Origin of the sequence: Lysinibacillus sp. NPDC096382, assembly GCF_044762845.1 — a bacterium.
Taxonomy (GTDB): Bacteria; Bacillota; Bacilli; order Bacillales_A; family Planococcaceae; genus Lysinibacillus.
On record NZ_JBIWFC010000001.1, the window covers coordinates 253,329 to 273,991 of the forward strand.

18 protein-coding genes are annotated in these 20,663 nt (G+C 38.3%); all 18 read left to right on the forward strand.

Annotated features, from left to right (window positions below):
• Positions 1 to 38: 38 nt before the first annotated feature.
• Positions 39 to 608 (forward strand): signal peptidase I, encoded by a 570-nt coding sequence (lepB, locus tag ACIQZA_RS01200; protein WP_132357459.1) that lies wholly within the window; start codon positions 39 to 41, stop codon positions 606 to 608.
• Between the two features lie 187 nt (positions 609 to 795).
• Positions 796 to 1,668: a ribosome biogenesis GTPase YlqF gene (gene ylqF / locus ACIQZA_RS01205; protein ID WP_142507486.1), complete on the forward strand. Its 873-nt coding sequence runs from the start codon at positions 796 to 798 to the stop codon at positions 1,666 to 1,668.
• Between the two features lie 639 nt (positions 1,669 to 2,307).
• Positions 2,308 to 3,066 carry a ribonuclease HII gene (locus tag ACIQZA_RS01210; protein ID WP_400934260.1) on the forward strand — a complete coding sequence of 253 codons (759 nt, stop codon included), beginning with the start codon at positions 2,308 to 2,310 and terminating at the stop codon, positions 3,064 to 3,066.
• Positions 3,067 to 3,412: 346 nt separating this feature from the next.
• Positions 3,413 to 5,305 (forward strand): hypothetical protein, encoded by a 1,893-nt coding sequence (locus tag ACIQZA_RS01215; RefSeq protein ID WP_402880090.1) that lies wholly within the window; start codon positions 3,413 to 3,415, stop codon positions 5,303 to 5,305.
• Positions 5,302 to 5,625, forward strand: coding sequence for an EscU/YscU/HrcU family type III secretion system export apparatus switch protein (locus tag ACIQZA_RS01220; RefSeq protein WP_142507483.1), 324 nt, complete (start codon positions 5,302 to 5,304; stop codon positions 5,623 to 5,625). The genes ACIQZA_RS01215 and ACIQZA_RS01220 overlap by 4 nt, the downstream gene beginning before the upstream one ends.
• A 140-nt stretch (positions 5,626 to 5,765) precedes the next feature.
• Positions 5,766 to 6,926: an ADP-forming succinate--CoA ligase subunit beta gene (gene sucC / locus ACIQZA_RS01225; protein WP_400934268.1), complete on the forward strand. Its 1,161-nt coding sequence runs from the start codon at positions 5,766 to 5,768 to the stop codon at positions 6,924 to 6,926.
• A gap of 17 nt (positions 6,927 to 6,943) precedes the next feature.
• A complete protein-coding gene (gene sucD, locus ACIQZA_RS01230; protein ID WP_142507481.1) occupies positions 6,944 to 7,846 on the forward strand; it encodes a succinate--CoA ligase subunit alpha in 903 nt (300 codons plus the stop codon).
• 153 nt (positions 7,847 to 7,999) lie between these two features.
• Positions 8,000 to 8,896 (forward strand): DNA-processing protein DprA, encoded by an 897-nt coding sequence (dprA, locus tag ACIQZA_RS01235; RefSeq protein WP_402880089.1) that lies wholly within the window; start codon positions 8,000 to 8,002, stop codon positions 8,894 to 8,896.
• Positions 8,897 to 8,986: 90 nt separating this feature from the next.
• A complete protein-coding gene (gene topA / locus ACIQZA_RS01240) occupies positions 8,987 to 11,065 on the forward strand; it encodes a type I DNA topoisomerase (protein ID WP_400934273.1) in 2,079 nt (692 codons plus the stop codon).
• An 18-nt stretch (positions 11,066 to 11,083) separates the two neighbouring features.
• Positions 11,084 to 12,397, forward strand: coding sequence for an FADH(2)-oxidizing methylenetetrahydrofolate--tRNA-(uracil(54)-C(5))-methyltransferase TrmFO (trmFO, locus tag ACIQZA_RS01245; RefSeq protein ID WP_142507478.1), 1,314 nt, complete (start codon positions 11,084 to 11,086; stop codon positions 12,395 to 12,397).
• A 430-nt stretch (positions 12,398 to 12,827) separates the two neighbouring features.
• A complete protein-coding gene (gene xerC / locus ACIQZA_RS01250) occupies positions 12,828 to 13,727 on the forward strand; it encodes a tyrosine recombinase XerC (RefSeq protein ID WP_400934274.1) in 900 nt (299 codons plus the stop codon).
• A 20-nt stretch (positions 13,728 to 13,747) separates the two neighbouring features.
• The gene (gene hslV, locus ACIQZA_RS01255) at positions 13,748 to 14,293 is read left to right on the forward strand and encodes an ATP-dependent protease subunit HslV (RefSeq protein WP_132357448.1); all 546 of its coding nucleotides are present in this window, start codon (positions 13,748 to 13,750) and stop codon (positions 14,291 to 14,293) included.
• Complete coding sequence (hslU, locus tag ACIQZA_RS01260) at positions 14,293 to 15,690, forward strand: ATP-dependent protease ATPase subunit HslU (RefSeq protein WP_400934275.1); 1,398 nt, start codon at positions 14,293 to 14,295, stop codon at positions 15,688 to 15,690. Before hslV ends, hslU begins: the two co-directional genes overlap by 1 nt.
• Before the next feature lie 87 nt (positions 15,691 to 15,777).
• Positions 15,778 to 16,557: a GTP-sensing pleiotropic transcriptional regulator CodY gene (gene codY, locus ACIQZA_RS01265; RefSeq protein ID WP_370075233.1), complete on the forward strand. Its 780-nt coding sequence runs from the start codon at positions 15,778 to 15,780 to the stop codon at positions 16,555 to 16,557.
• Between the two features lie 972 nt (positions 16,558 to 17,529).
• Complete coding sequence (gene flgB, locus ACIQZA_RS01270; RefSeq protein ID WP_142507474.1) at positions 17,530 to 17,922, forward strand: flagellar basal body rod protein FlgB; 393 nt, start codon at positions 17,530 to 17,532, stop codon at positions 17,920 to 17,922.
• Positions 17,923 to 17,925: 3 nt separating this feature from the next.
• Positions 17,926 to 18,387 carry a flagellar basal body rod protein FlgC gene (gene flgC / locus ACIQZA_RS01275; protein ID WP_142507473.1) on the forward strand — a complete coding sequence of 154 codons (462 nt, stop codon included), beginning with the start codon at positions 17,926 to 17,928 and terminating at the stop codon, positions 18,385 to 18,387.
• Between the two features lie 23 nt (positions 18,388 to 18,410).
• Positions 18,411 to 18,716, forward strand: a complete 306-nt coding sequence (fliE, locus tag ACIQZA_RS01280) for a flagellar hook-basal body complex protein FliE (protein ID WP_132357443.1) — start codon at positions 18,411 to 18,413, stop codon at positions 18,714 to 18,716.
• Between the two features lie 353 nt (positions 18,717 to 19,069).
• Positions 19,070 to 20,659, forward strand: coding sequence for a flagellar basal-body MS-ring/collar protein FliF (gene fliF / locus ACIQZA_RS01285; protein ID WP_400934277.1), 1,590 nt, complete (start codon positions 19,070 to 19,072; stop codon positions 20,657 to 20,659).
• Positions 20,660 to 20,663 lie beyond the last annotated feature (4 nt).

A 20,663-nucleotide genomic window follows, 5' to 3' on the forward strand; every position in this document is an offset into this window, starting at 1 on the left:
ATCAACTAAAATGAGGATAGACAAGGGGGCAAATCTCGATGGAAAAACAGATAAAGGAAAAGAATGAACTATGGGAATGGACAAAGGCACTTCTAATTGCATTTGCGATTGCAGCGATTATTCGTTATTTTTTATTTACACCCATTGCAGTAGATGGCCAATCCATGATGCCAACCCTTGAAGATGGCGACCGTATGATTGTGAATAAAATTGGTTATAAAATAGGTGAACCAAAACGCTTTGATATTGTGGTATTCCATGCTCCTGAAAAGAAAAACTATATTAAACGTGTTATTGGGCTTCCAGGAGAGACATTGGAGTATAAAAATGATCAATTATACATTAATGGTGAACCGATAGATGAACCTTATTTAGATGCTTACAAATCAAAAATTACAGAAGGTACTTTAACCGAGGATTTTACATTAAAAGACATTGATGTAAACCTAAAAGATAATGTAATTCCAGAAGGCTATGTTTTCGTTATGGGAGATAATCGTCGATACAGTAAGGACAGTCGTATTATTGGAGTCGTCGATCAGAAAGAGATTATTGGAAGTACAAGTCTGATTTTCTGGCCGTTTAGTGATATTAAAATTGTAAAGTAATTCTTGAAAGGGAGAAATCAATTATGCCTTGGCATAATTGCGTCTGGAATCGGCTTTGTGCTTGCACAAAGAACTCCTTTCCGATTCCATGACATCCGCCGGAGGCTTTAACTTCTTTCAGCAGGCGTTTGGACACTGCTGAAAGAAGTTAAAACTCCCTTTTTCTTTTAGTTTAGGAGGTATAGATATGACTATACAATGGTTTCCTGGGCATATGGCAAAGGCCCGCAGAGAAGTTACAGAAAAATTAAAGCTAGTTGATATTATATTTGAATTAATAGATGCACGTTTACCGCTTTCTTCCCGAAATCCGATGATCGACGAAGTAATTAATCAAAAACCGCGTCTCCTTATCTTAAATAAGTCAGATATGGCAGATGAGCACGAAACACGTAAATGGGTTGAATACTTTGCACAACGAGGTCATAAGGCGGTTGCAATCAATTCTCTTGAAGGCAAAGGATTACAGCAGGTGACAAAGGCTGCTCAAGAAATTTTGAAAGAAAAATTTGAACGCATGAAATCACGTGGGATGAAGCCAAGAGCCATTCGTGCAATGATTGTTGGCATTCCGAACGTAGGAAAATCGACGCTTATTAATCGCTTAGCGAAGAAAAATATCGCAAAAACAGGGAATACGCCAGGGGTCACTAAGGCTCAGCAATGGATAAAGGTCGGCAAGGAGCTAGAATTACTCGATACGCCAGGTATTTTATGGCCGAAATTCGAAGACCAAGAAGTAGGCTTTAAATTAGCCTTAACAGGTGCTATAAAGGATACTATAACGAATATGGAGGATTTAGCTGTATATGGTCTACGCTTTTTATCCGTTCATTATCCGGCACGAATGGAAGAACGCTATGGCTTCCAGTTTATCCATGAAGATTTAGTGGATACCTTCGATCATATCGGTAAACTTCGCCGTGTTTTCGGTCCTGGAGGAGAAATCGATTATGATCAAGTAGCTCAACTAGTCGTTCGCGATATCCGTGGGTTGCAATTAGGTAAACTAACATTTGACTTTGTTGACGAACAACTTGAAAAAGAAACAGAACAGTAATAAAACTGTCACACTCACGCCTTAAATCGTGAGTGTGACAGTTTTTCTTTTAGGAATACGCCATCTTGCCGATAAATGATATAGAGTGAGAAAAAAGCAATAAATATTTTTGAATTGATTTGGAGCTTTTCGTTATAACGTAGGGATTGATTGTAGTGAAGGCTTGCGCTTCGCTTTCGCAAAAGAGCAAAGACTTCTGGGGGCGTCCGATGAGCAGCTTCACTCGCGCTGCTCGCTGCGTGGTCTCGGCCCAACAGATGTTTTTTTGCGTGAAAGTGAAGAGGCACCTGTGTTGGTCATGAAGGCGTTATCGCAGGATGTGATGGTTTTAGTCTTTGTTCCTCATTCGCTGATTCCTAAGGAGTCGCCCAACCTCCACTACAATCAATTAATATAACGGAATACCATTAAATGTAATACGATTCCAAACCTGTTCTTTCTAAAAAAGTATTGTTAGTATAAAAGCATGGGCGGGGAGACTCAGGCTTCAAATGTACGGCATGAAGAGTGCTGTGCATTTAAGTACATATTACAAAAAAGGATATATTGCGAAGAACGCCAAAACGTTAGGGTGAATCCTTAGCCCACTAAAAAGTAAAATTAGCGAATAACTGTTAAGAACCAATAGGGAGTAAATATATGAAAACGATTAAAGAAATTACTACAGCATTGAAAGAAGCGGAGGAATGGCAGGACTGGATGTCAGGGGTAGCAACCGATGAACGTGCAGGTGTACAAAAGGCTTGGCAAAGTTGGCAAAAGTGTCAAGAGAAAAAGCAACAGATACTGCAGGAACATCAAGCGAAAGTTGATTTCGATCGAAGTTACGGAGGAGAGAATACTTTAATTGCAGGAGTAGATGAAGCAGGGCGTGGACCGTTAGCAGGGCCAGTAGTAACAGCAGCTGTTATTTTACCTGCGAACTGTGAAGCTCTAGTCGGCTTAAATGATTCAAAGCAATTATCAAAAAATAAACGCAATGCTTATGCTGCTTTAGTAAAAGAGCATGCATTATGTTACTTTATCCATTTCCAATCAACACAGCAAATTGATGAATTAAATATTTACGAAGCGACGAAGCAATCGATGAAGACAAGTGTAGAATCGTTATCTATAAAACCTAATTATGTGCTAGTTGATGCTATGACGCTGCCAATCTCTATTCCGCAGGATTCAATAATTAAAGGGGATGCGAAAAGCTTAGCTATTGCAGCTGCATCCATATTGGCAAAAACAGCTCGAGATGATTATATGGATCAATTGGACGAGGAATTCCCTATGTATGGTTTTGCTCAGCATGCAGGATATGGAACAAAACAGCATTTAATAGCCCTTGAAGAGTTTGGTCCAACTATTCATCATCGCAAATCATTTGAGCCGATAAAGTCAATGCTTTAACTTGTTTCAGCGATGTTTTACGTAGCGAAAGCAAAGCGACAGCTACAAGTGTTTTATGTAGCGAAAGCAAAGCGACAGCTACAAATGTTTATTGTACAAACATCCGCTGAAATAAGTTAATGTTCTGGCGGATGTCATTTTTAACACATAATAGCAAGCAAAAAATAAAAGGCACATTCAAGCAGTTAGAAATGACATTTGTAAAAACGTATATCATGTGAATAAGTTGATTAGAGCTCCGACTAGGCACTCAGCCCTCTAGGAAAGCGCCCAGTCGGAGCAAAAATCTCCCCGCGTTAAAAAAGGACGCCAATTACAAGGAGTAGTTGATGAAAGGAGTATGTATATGACAGCCACATCTTTTAATCCGATTCAAATGCAACAAACTGCTTTAACCCCAAATAATCAGCCACTTACTTTAAAACAAGGGCAAGTATTTCAAGGAACAATCAAACAATTATATCCAGATCAAATGGCAGAAATACAGGTTGGCCATCAGAAGTTTATTGCTAAACTCGAAGTGCCGCTAAAAGCAGGGGATGCCCACTTCTTCCAAGTAACTGGTACAAGCCCACAAACAGAACTAAAAGTTGTTACGGGCCCTATGGGACAAACGGCTTCTCAAAGTCAACAAATTAATCAGTTACTTGACTCAATGAATTTACCCAAAACAGCTGAGATGCAGCAACTTCTAGCTCATTTTATGAAAGCGCAGCTACCGATTTCAAAAGAGCAGCTAATGCAGGCAGAAATGTGGTTAAAGGCATTACCGGAGGGTGTTACTAAGATGGATGCCCTACAAGCTATTCAAAAAATGGTGGAGCTTAAAATGCCGATGACAAATGATGTTTTTCATGCTCTTATAAGTGGACAAAAAACTACTGGCATGGTTTCCGTAATGGAAAACTTTACACAGCTTTTAACGAAAGAAATAGCTTTACCAGAAAACCTTAAGCAAAATCTAATCCAACAGGTAAAGGCTATTGCAAAGCCTTTTGAAGTAGAAACAGGTAGTTTAGTACTTGCCAAATCCATACAAATATTATCGAATAATGCTGCTTCTATGAGTGAAAAGATTCAAGCCATGACTATTTTAAAAGAGGCAGGGATACTTCCTCAGCAGACAACCTTGCAAAACTGGTCAAGCTTTAGCAATGTAAAGTCTATCCAGTCAAATCAGTTTCAACAGGCTGGAGAAGTTATTCAATTAATTTTAACGACAAAATCTGACAATATAAATCATCTAGTTGACCAGCTTAAATCTTGGACAGCAAATCAAAGCTTGCTAACCAACGAACAAAAGCAGTCATTCAATCAACTTATCGATCGATTTAATCAGCTACCAGCAACTAAACATACGCTAGAGATTTTCGCAAAACAGATGCAAGAACAATTTATAAAAGCGTTTGCAGAAAATTCTTCGGAGCGTTTATTTACACAAGACGCCAATGCTCTTTCAGTAAAGGACCATTTATTATCGCTTTTAAAGCATGAAGCTACTACTCCGCTACAAAATGAAGCATTCATGCGAAGTCTTATGAAAAATAGTGTTGAATCCCCGCAAGCAATGATTCAGCAAATCGTGACGCAAGCAGATGCCCATGTACAAAATTCTATGGACAGTAAAGCAATGGAACATGCACTTAAAACAGTATTAAAAAATCTAGGAGTTAGCTATGAAGCGACACTTAGTAATAAGTCAGCAGATTTACAGCAGATTGCACATCAATTAAAACCGCAGCTACATACATTATTGCAGGAAACACATATTTCTCCGCAGCTGAAGGAAGCAGCAGAAATGTTAATGGCACGCATGAACGGCATGCAGCTAGCGTCAGGGGAGAATGGTCATCAGCATCAGCTTATTATGCAAGTACCATTAGAATTCTTTGGTAGGAAAATGGATGCAACATTGCAGTGGAATGGGCGCATGAAGGAAGACGGTAAAATTGATGCCAATTATGCGCGTATACTATTTTATTTACAAATGGAATCTATGAAAGAAACCGTTATTGATATGCAGGTTCAAAATCGTGTAGTTTCTGTGACAGTATTTAATGGAAATGATGATATTATTCCGCTTGCAGAACCGCTAAAAGCAGCGTTGAAAATTGGCCTAGCAGAAAAAGAATATCAACTTTCAGGCGTTTTTATTAAGCAATTTGAAAAAGCCCAACCTGCAAAAACACCTGTAGTAGAACAGCAGGAGGAACATAATGGGGTGGATTTTCGCGTATGAGTGAAGAAAAATTTACTCGAAAAGAGGCTATCGCTCTCACGTATAAGTTAGGAAGTTTTGATAGTCCAACAGTAGTAGCAAAAGGAAAAGGGAAAATAGCGGAAAATATATTAGCACGCGCGAATGAGCACGAAATCCCAATTTATGAGGATCCTAACCTTGTTCATTTACTTGGACAATTAGATTTAAATGAGTCAATCCCGGAAGAATTGTTTGAAGCTGTTGCTGAGGTTTTTGCATTTATTTATCGATTAGACCAACAATATGCCGAAAAAATAGAAAAAATAGAGAATTCTGATTTTCATAAAACTCTGTTTTAGTACACAAAACAGTAAAAAGCATCATATTAAAAGATAAAAAATGAATAAGAGACAAGGTATAGACTTTATCAGAATCTTTCGTTAGAATAGATTATGTTAGTAAAACAATTTTATGCAAATGTTTGATGGGAGGATGTATTATGAATATCCATGAATATCAAGGGAAAGAGATTCTTAGAAAATATGGTGTAGCTGTACCAAACGGAAAAGTAGCTTTTTCCCCTGATGAAGCAGTGAAAGTAGCGAAAGAACTTGGCTCTAATGTGACAGTAGTCAAGGCGCAAATTCATGCAGGTGGACGCGGTAAGGCGGGAGGCGTAAAAATCGCTAAAAACCTTGACGAGGTGCGTGCATACGCAAAAGAATTACTAGGTAAAATTTTAGTAACTCATCAAACAGGTCCAGAGGGAAAAGAAGTAAAACGCTTATATATTGAAGAGGGTTCTGATATTCAAAAAGAATATTATTTAAGTCTAGTATTAGACCGCGCAACATCCCGTGTAACAATGATGGGGTCTGAAGAGGGTGGCATGGATATTGAAGAAGTAGCGGAATCAAATCCAGAAAAAATCTTCAAAGAAGTTGTGGATCCAGTTGTTGGATTAACAGGTTTCCAGGCACGTCGCATGGCGTTTAATATGAATATTCCAGCTAACCTAGTAGGGAAAGCTGTTAAATTAATGTTAGGTTTGTATCAAGCATTTATCGACAAAGATGCTTCTATTGTAGAAATTAATCCACTTGTTATAACTGGACAAGGAGAAGTTTTGGCATTAGATGCTAAATTTAATTTTGATGCAAATGCGTTGTATCGTCATAAAGATATTGTCGAATTACGCGATTTTGATGAAGAAGATCCAAAGGAAATCGAAGCATCAAAATATGATCTTAGTTATATTTCTCTAGATGGCAACATTGGCTGTATGGTTAATGGAGCTGGTCTTGCAATGGCTACAATGGACACAATTAGCTATTATGGCGGAAGCCCTGCTAACTTTTTAGATGTAGGTGGCGGTGCAACGGCAGAAAAAGTAACAGAAGCTTTCAAAATTATTCTTTCTGATCCACATGTAAAAGGTATTTTCGTAAACATTTTTGGCGGAATTATGAAATGTGACATTATTGCCGAGGGTGTTGTGACAGCTGCCAAAGAAATTGGCTTAGCTGTGCCATTAGTTGTACGTTTAGAAGGTACAAATGTGGAACTTGGAAAAGAAATATTAAATGCATCTGGTTTAAACATCGTTGCAGCGGATTCAATGGCTGACGGTGCACAAAAAATTGTGGGACTAGTAGGCTAAGGAAGGCAGGGAGAACAATGGCTGTATTTATTGATAAAGATACGAAGGTAATTGTACAAGGGATTACGGGCGAAACAGCGCTTTTCCATACGAAGCAAATGCTTGATTATGGTACTAAAATTGTAGCTGGTGTAACACCAGGTAAAGGTGGTCTGGAAATCGAAGGAGTGCCTGTATTTAACACTGTAGTGGAAGCTGTAGCTGCAACAGGCGCAACAACTTCAGTTATTTATGTACCTGCTCCATTCGCGGCGGATGCTATTTTAGAGGCAGTTGATGCTGAATTAGAATTAACAATCTGTATTACTGAACATATTCCTGTCCTTGATATGGTTAAGGTTAAACGTTATATGGAAGGTAAAAAGACACGTCTAGTTGGTCCAAACTGTCCAGGTGTTATTACGGCAGATGAATGTAAGATTGGTATTATGCCAGGTTATATCCATACGAAAGGGCATGTAGGAGTTGTTTCTCGCTCTGGTACGTTAACATACGAAGCTGTACACCAATTGACACAAGCTGGTATTGGCCAAACTACAGCTGTAGGTATCGGTGGAGACCCTGTCAATGGTACGAACTTTATCGATGTTTTGGAAGCGTTTAACAACGATACGGAAACATATGCAGTTGTAATGATCGGGGAAATTGGGGGTACAGCTGAAGAAGAGGCGGCTGAGTGGATTAAAGCGAATATGACGAAGCCTGTCGTTGGCTTTATCGGTGGCCAAACAGCGCCTCCAGGAAAACGTATGGGTCACGCTGGTGCTATTATTTCAGGTGGTAAAGGAACAGCAGCAGAGAAAATTAAAGCAATGAATGCTGCTGGTATTGAAGTAGCAGAAACGCCATCTGTCATTGGTGACACACTTATTAAAGTAATCAAAGAAAAAGGGCTATACGAAAAGTGTAAAACCCATTAAAATGGAAGATGTAGCACGTTGTGGCTACATCTTTTTCTTTATTTAGACACGGCTTTAAGAGATGAAATAGCTAACTCCCTACTTACTGTCTAAAAAAGCTATGTCATTAAAGATGCGGTCATTTAATTTCTTCTATTAAAAGGAGGTTTTTAAATGATTTTATCAGTTGATACACAGAGATTACTAGCTTTACATTATATATACCCATTGCCACTTCAAAAACTTCAGCAATTATTGTCCCCGGTGGATATACTAAGTTATTTTGAAGAAGTGCCCCCCAACGAGATTGCCAAAGCATTGCAAATATCATCCCAAAGAGCGTTGGAAATATCCAAGAGTTTTCGACAAATTATGACATTTTCGTTTCGGGAAGCTTATGAACGGGCTAATATTTTCCCTATCCCTTTTCATCATCCTTTATACCCGGCGCAATTATTTGAAATATCCAGTCCACCTACTGTATTGTATGTGAAAGGTCGGTACTCTTTATTAACGAAAGAAAAACAAGTAGCCATTATAGGCTCTAGAAAGGCTACAACTTATACAAAGGTTGCGTTGGACCTAATTGTCCCGCCTCTTGTTGAACACGAATATGCTGTCGTAAGTGGGCTTGCAAGAGGGGCAGATACGATCGCTCATGAGACAACCATAAAAGTTGGCGGTTCCACAATTGCAGTGCTTGGACATGGGTTTAATTTTATATACCCTAAGGAAAACCAGTCGCTCGCTGAGCATATGGCGGAGCATCAGTTACTTGTCACAGAGTATCCCCCATATATGAAGCCTGAAAAATGGCATTTTCCAATGCGGAACCGAATAATTAGTGGATTGTCCAAAGCTTTAGTTGTAACCGAAGCAGCATTAAGAAGTGGCACACTTATTACAACAGAATATGCTTTAGAGCAAGGAAAAGATGTATTTGTTGTACCGGGTCCAATTAATGCGGAGCAATCAAAAGGCACAAATAAACTACTATTAGAAGGAGCTATTCCGGTGTGCAATGGTCACGAAATCGTTGAAACACTTACTCTCTTTTCTAACAAAAATTGAAAAAAAGTTGCATTATCTTAAAATCTGTTATACATTTTGCAACAGGTAACTTAAAAAATAGCAATAGACCTCTCTAAGGGGGAGACATAGATGGCGGATTATTTAGTGATTGTAGAATCACCAGCAAAAGCAAAAACAATTGAACGATATTTAGGGAAAAAGTATAAAGTGAAAGCGTCAATCGGGCATGTTCGTGATCTACCACGTAGCCAAATGGGTGTTGGTCCTGAAAATGATTTTGAACCTAAATATATTACTATTCGTGGTAAAGGTCCTGTTTTACAGGACTTAAAGTCTGCAGCTAAAAAAGTGAAGAAAGTTTTCCTAGCGGCCGATCCAGACCGCGAGGGAGAAGCGATTGCTTGGCACCTTGCGACTGCGTTAAATATTGATATTAATTCAGATTGTCGTGTTGTTTTTAATGAAATTACAAAGGATGCGATTGTAGAATCCTTTAAAAATCCACGTCCTATTAATATGGATTTAGTAGATGCACAGCAAACACGCCGTATTTTGGATAGACTTGTTGGTTATAACATTAGTCCGATTCTTTGGAAAAAGGTTAAAAAGGGATTATCAGCAGGACGAGTACAATCTGTAGCACTACGCATGATTATTGATCGTGAAAATGAAATTAAAAACTTCCAACCGGAAGAATATTGGACAATTGAAGGTTCTTTTGAAAAAGGTAAGAAAACGTTCGATGCGCTTTATTATGGTGATGGCAAAGAAAAAATTAAATTAACAAATGAAGAACAAGTAAAATCTGTTTTAAAAAATGTTAAAGGTACAAGTTTTGAAGTTGTCAATGTATCTAAAAAAGAACGTAAACGAAATGCAGCACCTGCTTTTACAACGTCTTCTTTACAGCAAGAGGCCGCACGTAAGTTAAATTTCCGTGCTAAGAAAACGATGATGCTTGCCCAACAATTATATGAAGGTATTGATATTGGTAAAAAAGAGGGGACAGTCGGTTTAATTACTTATATGCGTACCGATTCTACACGTATTTCGGACACAGCAAAAACTGAAGTAATTGCCTACATTGAATCCAAGTACGGTAAAGAATTCATCTCCACGGAGTCGAAGCAGGCTAAAAAAGCATCCAATGCACAAGATGCCCATGAGGCCATTCGTCCAACTAGTACGATACGAACTCCAGATGAATTAAAAGCAGTGCTTAGTCGCGACCAATTGCGCTTATATCGTTTAATTTGGGAGCGCTTTATCGCTAGTCAGATGGCGCCGGCTGTACTTGATACAGTTGCTGTTGATTTACAAAATGAGGATGTTTTATTCCGTGCAAACGGCTCACAAGTTAAATTTGCTGGCTTTATGAAGTTATATATTGAGGGTACAGATGATCAAACTGAAGAAACAACAAAGCTTCTACCTGAAATGGAAGTTGGCGATCAAGTAAAATCTCTTGAAATTGAGCCAAAGCAACATTTTACACAGCCACCACCACGCTATTCAGAGGCGCGTCTTGTAAAGACAATGGAAGAGTTAGGTATAGGGCGCCCGTCCACATATGCACCGACCCTCGATACAATACAGCGCCGTGGCTATGTCGTATTAGATGCAAAACGATTTATGCCGACTGAGCTGGGAGAAATCGTGCATCAACTCGTACTAGAGTTTTTCCCTGATGAAATAAATATCGAATTCACAGCACAAATGGAGCAAGATTTGGATGATATTGAAGAAGGTAGTCGTCAGTGGAAAGAAATTGTCCGTGAGTTTTATAAGGATTTTGAGGTCCATGTAAAGTATGCAGATGAGGCTATGGAAAAGGTTGTTATAAAAGATGAACCCGCTGGCGAGGATTGTGAGCTTTGTGGATCTCCAATGGTCTTTAAGCTTGGACGATATGGGAAATTTATGGCTTGTTCAAACTTCCCAGATTGCCGCAATACAAAAGCTATTATGAAACCTATTGGTGTAAAATGTCCTTCCTGTGAAACTGGCGAAATTGTAGAACGAAAGAGTAAAACAAAGCGTTTATTCTATGGTTGCAATCAGTACCCTGAGTGTGAATTTGTTTCTTGGGACAAGCCAATTAGTAGACCATGCCCTAAATGTAGTGCATTATTAGTAGAGAAAAAAATTAAAAAAGGTGTACAAATTCAGTGTACGAAATGTGACTATGAAGAGACACCTACTCAATGATAGAAAGATGGTAAGAACATGACTGAACAAGTAGTAAATGTAATAGGCGCAGGTCTTGCGGGCAGTGAGGCAGCTTGGCAAATTGCTCAACGTGGTGTGAAAGTTAAACTTTATGAAATGCGTCCGGTAAAGCAAACTCCAGCTCACCATACTGATAAATTTGCAGAGCTTGTTTGTTCAAACTCATTACGTGCAAATGGATTAACAAATGCCGTAGGTGTGATTAAAGAAGAAATGCGTATTTTAGATTCTGTTATTTTGAAGGCAGCAGATGCATGTTCAGTACCGGCAGGCGGTGCATTAGCAGTGGATCGTCATGAGTTTGCGGGCTATGTGACAGACTCTGTGAAAAATCATCCTCTTGTCGAAGTAATTCATGAAGAAGTCACTGAAATTCCAGAAGGCATTACTGTGATTGCCACAGGACCACTAACATCGAAAGATTTAGCTGAAAAAATTCAGGGCTTAACAGGTTTAGATTATTTATATTTCTATGATGCAGCAGCACCAATTATTGAAAAAGACAGCATCGATATGGAAAAGGTTTATTTAAAATCTCGTTACGATAAAGGGGAAGCAGCTTATTTAAACTGTCCTATGACAAAGGAAGAATTTGATCGTTTCCGTCAAGCGTTAATCGAAGCAGAGGTTGTGCCATTAAAAGAATTTGAAAAGGAAATTTACTTTGAAGGCTGTATGCCTATCGAAGTAATGGCTGCTCGTGGGGAGAAAACAATGTTATTTGGACCGATGAAGCCAGTAGGTCTAGAAGATCCAAAAACAGGGAAACGACCTTATGCTGTTGTTCAATTACGTCAAGATGATGCAGCAGGAACTCTTTACAATATCGTTGGCTTCCAAACTCATTTAAAATGGGGACCACAGAAAGAAGTACTGCAATTAATTCCGGGATTAGAGAATGTTGAAATCGTTCGTTATGGAGTTATGCATAGAAATACGTTCATTAATTCACCAAAGGTTCTAGAGAAAACTTATCAGCTTCGCGAGCGAAAAAATATTTTCTTCGCTGGTCAAATGACAGGTGTCGAAGGATATGTTGAATCTGCTGGTAGTGGTTTAATTGCTGGTATTAATGCGGCTCGTTTAGCATTAGGACAAGAACAACTTATCTTCCCATTTGAAACGGCGTTAGGAAGTATGGCGCGTTATATAACAGAAGCACAATCGAAAAACTTCCAGCCAATGAACGTTAACTTTGGAATTTTCCCTGAACTACCACCAGGACGTCGTTCAAAACCAGAGCGTGCAGAGATGCATGCTACACGTGCAATAAGTACAATTCGTAATTTTGTGAATTCACAAACAATTTGATTGCAAAAAGCCTCTAAAAGTTGATATACTCTTAGAGGCTTTTTCTTTTTTGTAGATAAAATGCTAATTTACACGTATTTTATTATTTTGTATGGAGATTTTCTCAAAATATAAACATTTCCACTTGCTATATGATGAAGATAGGTATAGTGTCAATATGTATGTTTTCTACATTAACGATACCCAACATGACAAACTAAAGAGATACACGAAATTGTACATTTTTAATAGCAAGGTGTAAGTATTTGGGTTCATCACCAAACGTTAGGGATGACGTTGAAACGTATGCTATGTATAAATATTGGTTTTCCGTTCAGACTGGACGCCCCCGGGAAAGCGACTAGCCCGAACAAAAAACCAATCCCACGTTATGGTAATGAGCCGTAATATACAGAAGGTTTATAATAATTCGTTGGTGGTGAATCTTTTAATGTTAGTTTCGTCCCAAGATGCACTTGAGCAGTTTATGCTTTATATTCAAATTGAAAAAAACTTCTCTGTTCATACAGTGCGGGAGTATGAATCAGATCTACTAGATTTTTTAGCGTTTTTGCAGGCGGAGGGCGTAAATGATTTAGCTAGTGTTGAGTATATACATGCACGTCTTTATGTGACGAAGTTGTACGATGAAAAGAGAGCAAGATCATCGGTATCAAGGAAAATCTCCTCAATACGCTCCTTCTATCGCTTCCTAAATAGACAGTACGGATTAGATGATGGGGCATTTCGATCACTTTATCATCCCAAAAAAGAATCACGCTTACCTAGTTTTTTCTATGAAGAAGAGTTGAAGCAGCTATTTGATGCGAATGTTGGCGATGATTTGAAATCATTAAGAAATACGGCTATATTAGAGCTGTTATATGCGACAGGTATTCGTGTAAGTGAGCTTACCTCTATTCAAGTAAAAGATATTGATTTCCATTATTCAATTATTAGGGTAATGGGAAAAGGGCGAAAAGAACGTATCATTCCATTCGGGCAATTTGCGAGTTTAGCTATGCTGGATTACATAGAACAAGCTCGTCCTCGATTGATGAAAAACACAAGTCATCAGCAATTGTTTGTCAACATGCGCGGTGGGGAACTTACTCCTCGAGGTGTACGTCATATTTTAACTGAAATGATTGACAAGGCCTCGCTCCATACGAAAATATATCCACATATGCTTCGCCATACTTTTGCCACGCATTTATTGAATAATGGCGCAGATTTACGTACGGTGCAGGAGTTATTAGGTCACGCTCATTTAACTTCTACACAAGTTTACACACATGTAACAAAAGAGCATCTTCGTCAAACATATATGAATGCTCATCCAAGGGCATAATAAGCTAAGGAGGAAGGCAAATGGGACAAATTCATGCGACAACGATATTTGCGGTTCATCATAATGGAGCTTGCGCAATGGCAGGTGATGGTCAAGTAACCCTAGGGAATGCGGTTGTGATGAAGGGTACAGCAAGGAAGGTCAGACGTCTGTTTAATGGGCAGGTACTTGCCGGATTTGCCGGATCGGTTGCCGATGCATTTACACTTTTTGAAATGTTTGAAGGAAAGTTAAATGAATACAATGGCAACTTACAACGTGCAGCAGTTGAAGTAGCTAAGCAATGGCGCGGTGATAAAATGCTACGTCAATTAGAGGCGATGCTACTTGTAATGGATAAAAGTACGCTCCTTCTTGTTTCAGGTACTGGAGAAGTAATTGAACCGGATGATGGAGTTTTGGCAATTGGCTCTGGGGGTAATTATGCATTATCAGCAGGTCGTGCTTTGAAAAAATATGCGGGTGATACAATGTCTGCTCGCGAAATTGCTGAAGCGGCATTAGAAACCGCTGCTGAAATCTGTGTGTTTACGAATCATAATATTATCGTGGAGGCGCTTAACTAATGACAAAAAATAATTTAACGCCAAGACAAATTACTGGGCATTTGGATCGTTATATCGTTGGACAAAATGAAGCGAAGCGAGCGGTAGCTATTGCGTTACGTAATCGATATCGTCGCTCATTGTTAAGTGATGAGATGAAGGCTGAGGTAATTCCAAAAAATATTTTGATGATTGGACCTACAGGTGTCGGAAAAACAGAAATTGCACGAAGAATTGCAAAGCTAACGAATGCACCTTTTGTGAAGGTAGAAGCAACAAAGTTTACCGAAGTAGGGTACGTTGGACGTGACGTAGAGTCAATGGTACGTGATGTAGTAGAAGCTTCTCATCGTCTTGTAAAAGAAGAAATGATGGAGTCTGTAAAGGACCAAGCAGAAGAATTGGCAAACGAAGCCATCGTTAAGCTATTGGTTCCTTCCTTACGGAAAAAACAGTCTATGCAAAACCCATTTGAAATGTTATTTGGTGGGAAAGAACCGCAAGCCAATGACGATTCCTCTGAAGAAACTGAAGTACGCTCCAAACGTGCGCAAATCGCTATCGATTTACGTAATGGTAAATTAGAAAATGAATGGGTTACAGTTGAAGTAACGGAACAAAATCCTTCTATTTTCGATGCGTTACAAGGAACGGGCATGGATATGTCAGCTAACAGTGGCATGCAGGATATGTTATCTAATTTGATGCCTAAAAAGCAAAAGAAACGCCGTGTACAAGTGAAAGACGCGCGCCGTATTTTAACAATAGAGGAAGCGAATAAGCTCATAGATGCAGATGAAGTTGCCCAAGAAGCTATTTCGAGAGCTGAACAGTCAGGTATTATTTTTATTGATGAGATTGATAAAATCGCTAGTAAGGATAGTAACTCCTCTGCGAATGTATCACGTGAGGGTGTGCAACGTGATATTCTGCCAATCGTTGAAGGTTCTACTGTAACGACGAAGTACGGTGCTGTAAAAACAGACTTTATGCTGTTCATTGCTGCTGGAGCATTTCATATGTCAAAACCATCAGATTTAATTCCTGAGTTGCAAGGCCGATTCCCGATTCGAGTAGAGCTTGAAAAATTAACGAAACAAGATTTTGTACGTATTTTGAAAGAGCCTGACCAATCACTTATTTTGCAATACAAGGCATTATTAGAAACAGAAGGTGTGGAAATAAACTTTACGGACGACGCGATTGAACGAATTGCAGAAATTGCAACCGAGGTCAATCAAGCGACCGATAATATTGGAGCTCGACGTTTACACACGATTTTAGAGCGTTTATTGGAAGAATTATCGTTTGAAGCTGCAGAAATTGCGCCTGCAAATATTCCGATTAATGCTGCGTACGTAGATCAAAAACTTGCGGGTATTGTAAAAAACAAAGATTTGTCACAGTTTATATTGTAATATAAGGCTGAATAGTTTCATTCAGTTGTAAAAAACTTTAGAATATTAAGTAAATACTCTTCGGATTATTTATAGGAGGAACATATAATGAATTTATTAGAAAAAACGCGTAAAATTAACTCGATGCTTCAAGCATCTGCTGGTAAGCCAGTAAACTTTAAAGAAATGGCAGATACTTTAGGAGATATTATAGACAGTAATGTTTATATTGTAAGCCGTAAAGGGAAGCTATTAGGCATTTCAATTCATCAACAAATTGAAAACGAACGTATGAAAAAGATGTTCGAAGAGCGTCAATTCCCAGAAGCGTATACACATAGCTTGTTTACAATTTCTGGAACATCTTCAAACTTAGATATTAATGACGAACATACTGCTTTCCCTGTTGAAAACAAAGAGCTATTCCAAAATGCATTAACAACGATTGTTCCAATTGTTGGTGGTGGTGAGCGTCTAGGTACATTAATTCTTGCTCGTTTATCTTCACAATTTGAGGATGATGATTTAATTTTAGCTGAGTATGGTGCAACAGTAGTTGGTATGGAAATTTTACGTGAAAAATCTGAGGAAATTGAAGAGGAAGCTCGTAGCAAAGCTGTTGTACAAATGGCAATTAATTCTCTTTCATACAGTGAGTTAGAAGCCATTGAACATATCTTTGAAGAGCTTGACGGCCATGAAGGCTTACTTGTTGCTTCAAAAATTGCAGACCGAGTTGGCATTACACGTTCAGTAATCGTAAACGCATTACGTAAACTAGAATCTGCAGGTGTAATCGAATCTCGCTCTCTAGGTATGAAAGGTACTTACATTAAAGTACTAAACGGTAAATTCTTAAACGCATTAGCTGAAATTAAAATGAAATAATAAAACGTTCTTTCGGAACGGTGTCAGGCATCTGGAATGAATTTTCTAGATGCCTTTTAACTTCTTTCATCAAATGTCTTTTGTAACGTAAGTGAAATGGCAGTTACAGAAGTCTCCTACCTCCATAGATGGTGAGTTAAATGCGGATTTAAGTTACTTTTCAGTGGGGCCCAAACACCTGAACTTGTCGCTATGCTTCCTCTTTTGCGCAGATAAAAAAGCGGCTCTTCGGACGCCCCTTGGTAAGCGCTCGGCCGGAACGGAAAGCATCCCCTCGCTTTGCAAAAAGATATAATATGACATCTAAAACTTATTAGTATCATGAAGGCATCAGGAATAATTATGTTCTGGATGCCTTTTTAAACTTTTCGTAATTCGACAAGGATTCGACGAAATTTTCAGCCGATTTACAATGCTCTAATTAAGTCGAACTGTGATATAGTACTAAATAGGGGGGAGAAATAATCTATGTTTTAATTCTTTTTCTCATTTCTTATAGGTAAGTTTTCGACCTTTATAGATGCAATTATCATTGCTTTCTCCCTAAATTAGATTTTTTGAGTGCGCATTACTATTTGCATAAATGAAAAAAATAGATGCTCCAATTGTTACTTATAAGACAGTCTAGAATAACTATTCTGAATTTTTAGCAATCTCGGTAGCTCGGGCTTGAATAGTAAAAAGGAACTCTAATTTAGACATTGTGTCTACTGATGTTTTGTAAGAAAAAGGAAAAAAATCAATCCTAAAACCGTAAACACTATCCAAGTAGTGTAAATTAACTAGATACGTCTTGTGTCCCATGAAGCCTGTGGTAGCAAGGGGTGCAGAAGTATTGTCCTGGTTGTTTGTGAATAAAAATAGGTCTGATTTACTATCAAAAAGGGACAAAAGACAATAGACACTAGGTATCATCTTAATTACAATTGTGTTATTGGATAAAAAAAGAAATACATAAATGAGGTGAATGTTTTGGATTTGTTTGGAGGAACTATTAGTAGCCTGGAAAACGGACTTTCTTATGCAACTTTGAATCATAAAACAATCGCTAATAACATTGCGAATGTCGATACGCCGAACTATAAGGCGAAAAGTGTAAGTTTTAAAGATATGTTGGAGAAAGAACAACAAATGTCCCTGTCGGCATATCGTACTGATAGTAGACATTATGATTTCGAGATTCGACAATCAACACCTGGTGTGAATAATATTAATGGCTTACGTTATCGGAATAACGGTAATGCCGTAGATATGGATGCTGAACAGGCGAAACTAGCGGAAAATCAAATTTATTACAACGCATTAATTGAACGTATGAACGGTAAGTTAAACACATTAAATACTGTTATTAAAGGAGGTAGGTAATAGATGTCTATTTTTCATGGAATGAATACCACTGCCTCAGCTTTAACAGCACAGCGTTTACGAATGGATGTCATTTCTTCAAATATGGCTGGCATGGATACAACGCGAGCTAAACAAGTGAATGGGGAGTGGGAGCCATACCGTCGGAAGTCTGTGACATTTACAGCGCAAGAGGGACAGTTTTCAAAGTTCTTTAATGTAGCACTTGGTAAAAACGCAAAAAGCGGCGTTGGTAACGGCGTAAAAGTTACACAAATAAAAGAGGATACAGAAACACCTTTCAAACTTGTGTATGATCCAACTCACCCCGATGCAAATGCAGATGGCTATGTAAATATGCCAAATGTAGATCCATTAAAAGAAATGGTAGATTTAATGTCAGCCACTCGTTCCTACGAAGCAAACGTAACTGTATTGAATGCAAATAAATCCATGCTGACAAAGGCTTTAGAGATTGGAAGATAAATAAGAAGAAAGGAAGATACATAATGACAATTTCGTCCGTTTCACAAATGACACCTACGCAGGTTGTAAATGAAACAAATAAACTTAAAACGACACCTTATGAAGCACAACAGAGCTTTGCGAACTCGTTAAAAGAAGCCATATCGAAAGTAAATGATCAACAAATTACTTCTGACAATCTTACTCAAAAGTTAATTAATGGAGGAGATGTAGAGTTGCACGAAGTGATGATTGCATCACAAAAAGCGAGCATTACATTAAATGCAACAATTGAAGTTCGCAATAAGGTGATTGAAGCTTACCAAGAAATAATGCGAATGAGTGTCTAACTTTATTTGAACAAGTGATTACAATCACTATTGAAGTAAAGAATATATCCCATAATTTATACTTATTTAAATGAATGAATGATGTAGAGGATTGACGACTCCTTAAGGATTACGTTACAAATAATACCCTGGAGACAGAAGTGATGAAGTTTAAAAGCATCAAGTCTTGTGATAATGCCTTCGTGACCAAACCCTGATTGCCAAAAGTGGCTCATCGGACGCTCCTAGGAAAAAGACTAATCGAAACGGAAATCAATCCGTTATGGTGATGATATTGATTGAATGTTATGGGATACCACTGTTTTCGCGAATTATTAGATGGATAGGTTATTCACTATAACCGGAGGATCATAATGAATGAACGATTGACGAAAATAAAAAACGACACCAGCCAATTTTGGACAAGTCGTAGTAAAAAACAAAAAGTTGTAATGATCGGTTCTTTAGTAGGGGTTGTAGCACTTGCTATAGTTATTACAATTTTTGCTACAAAAACTACATATGTACCACTTTATAAAGATTTATCGACAAGAGAAATCGGACAAGTGAAAGAAGCGCTAGACGCTAAAGGTGTAAAGTATGAAATTGAACCGGGAGGGACATCGATTTCAGTACCTGAAGACCAAGTAGACTCATTGTTAGTGTCGTTGGCATCGGAAGGATATCCGCAAACAGGGTCGATTGATTACTCTTTTGCAAATAGCTCTGGATTTGGTATGACAGATAATGAGTTTAACCTCTTGAAAAAAGCGGCAACTGAAACAGAAGTTGCAAAGCTCATTAAAAATCTAGATGGTGTAAAAGATGCAAAGGTAATGATTAACATTCCAGAAGAAGGAGTTTTCTTAAAGGATGTTAAAGAGGAAGCGACAGCATCTATTGTTTTAAATACAGACCCTGGCTATAAATTTACAGAGCAACAAATTGCCACTATGTACAATTTAATAGCAAAAAGTGTTCCAAATTTAAAAACGGATAATATTGTTATTTCTAACCAATTTTCTGATTACTTTGATCTGAATGCTGCGACTACTGATGGAACTTCAACAACGACAGCAGAAGGTCAGTTACAAGCGAAGAAATTAGTTGAGCGTGACCTACAGCGTCAAGTTCAAAATATGCTAGGTACGCTTATGGGACAAGACAAAGTAGTAGTTTCTGTGACAACAGACATTGATTTCAAAAAAGAAAATCGTGAAGAAAAACTAGTTACGCCAGTTGACGAAGAGAATATGGCAGGAATAGAAATTAGTGCTCAACGTATTACAGAGCAATATTCTGGAGGGGCTGCAGCTACTGGTACACCTGAAGCTGAAACGACGACAGATAACTTCACAACTTATAACGAAGGTGTAAATGGTAATGGAGAATCCGAACGTACTGAAGAAACAATTAATAGTGAAGTAAATCGTATACGTAAAGATATCCAAGAGGCACCATATAAAATTCAAGATATGGGGATCCAAGTAATTGTTGAACCACCGACAGGAACTGACGCGGGAACGTTACCAAATGGGGTTCAAGAGGATATCCAGAAAATTTTAAGTACTATTGTTCGTACGACGATTTCTAAAGATGTAGCAGCTGAACTTACACAACAGCAAATCGATGAAAAAGTAGCTGTTTCAGTGCAACCTTTGAATGGTAAAGCAACAGAGACAGCTAGTGAAAAATCTGTTATTCCATGGTGGGTTTGGGTAATCGGTGGCATATTACTAGCAGTAATATTATTGCTTGCATTCTTCATTATCCGTTCACGTAAACGTGCGCAGGAAGAAGAAGAACTTAGTATCCTAGATGAACAAGAAGAATTAATGATTGAAGATATTAATGAAGAAATTGAAACGGAAGCTACAATGCGTCGTAAGCAGCTTGAAAAAATGGCAAAAGATAAGCCAGACGATTTTGCGAAGTTACTGCGTAGTTGGATTGCGGAAGACTAACTAG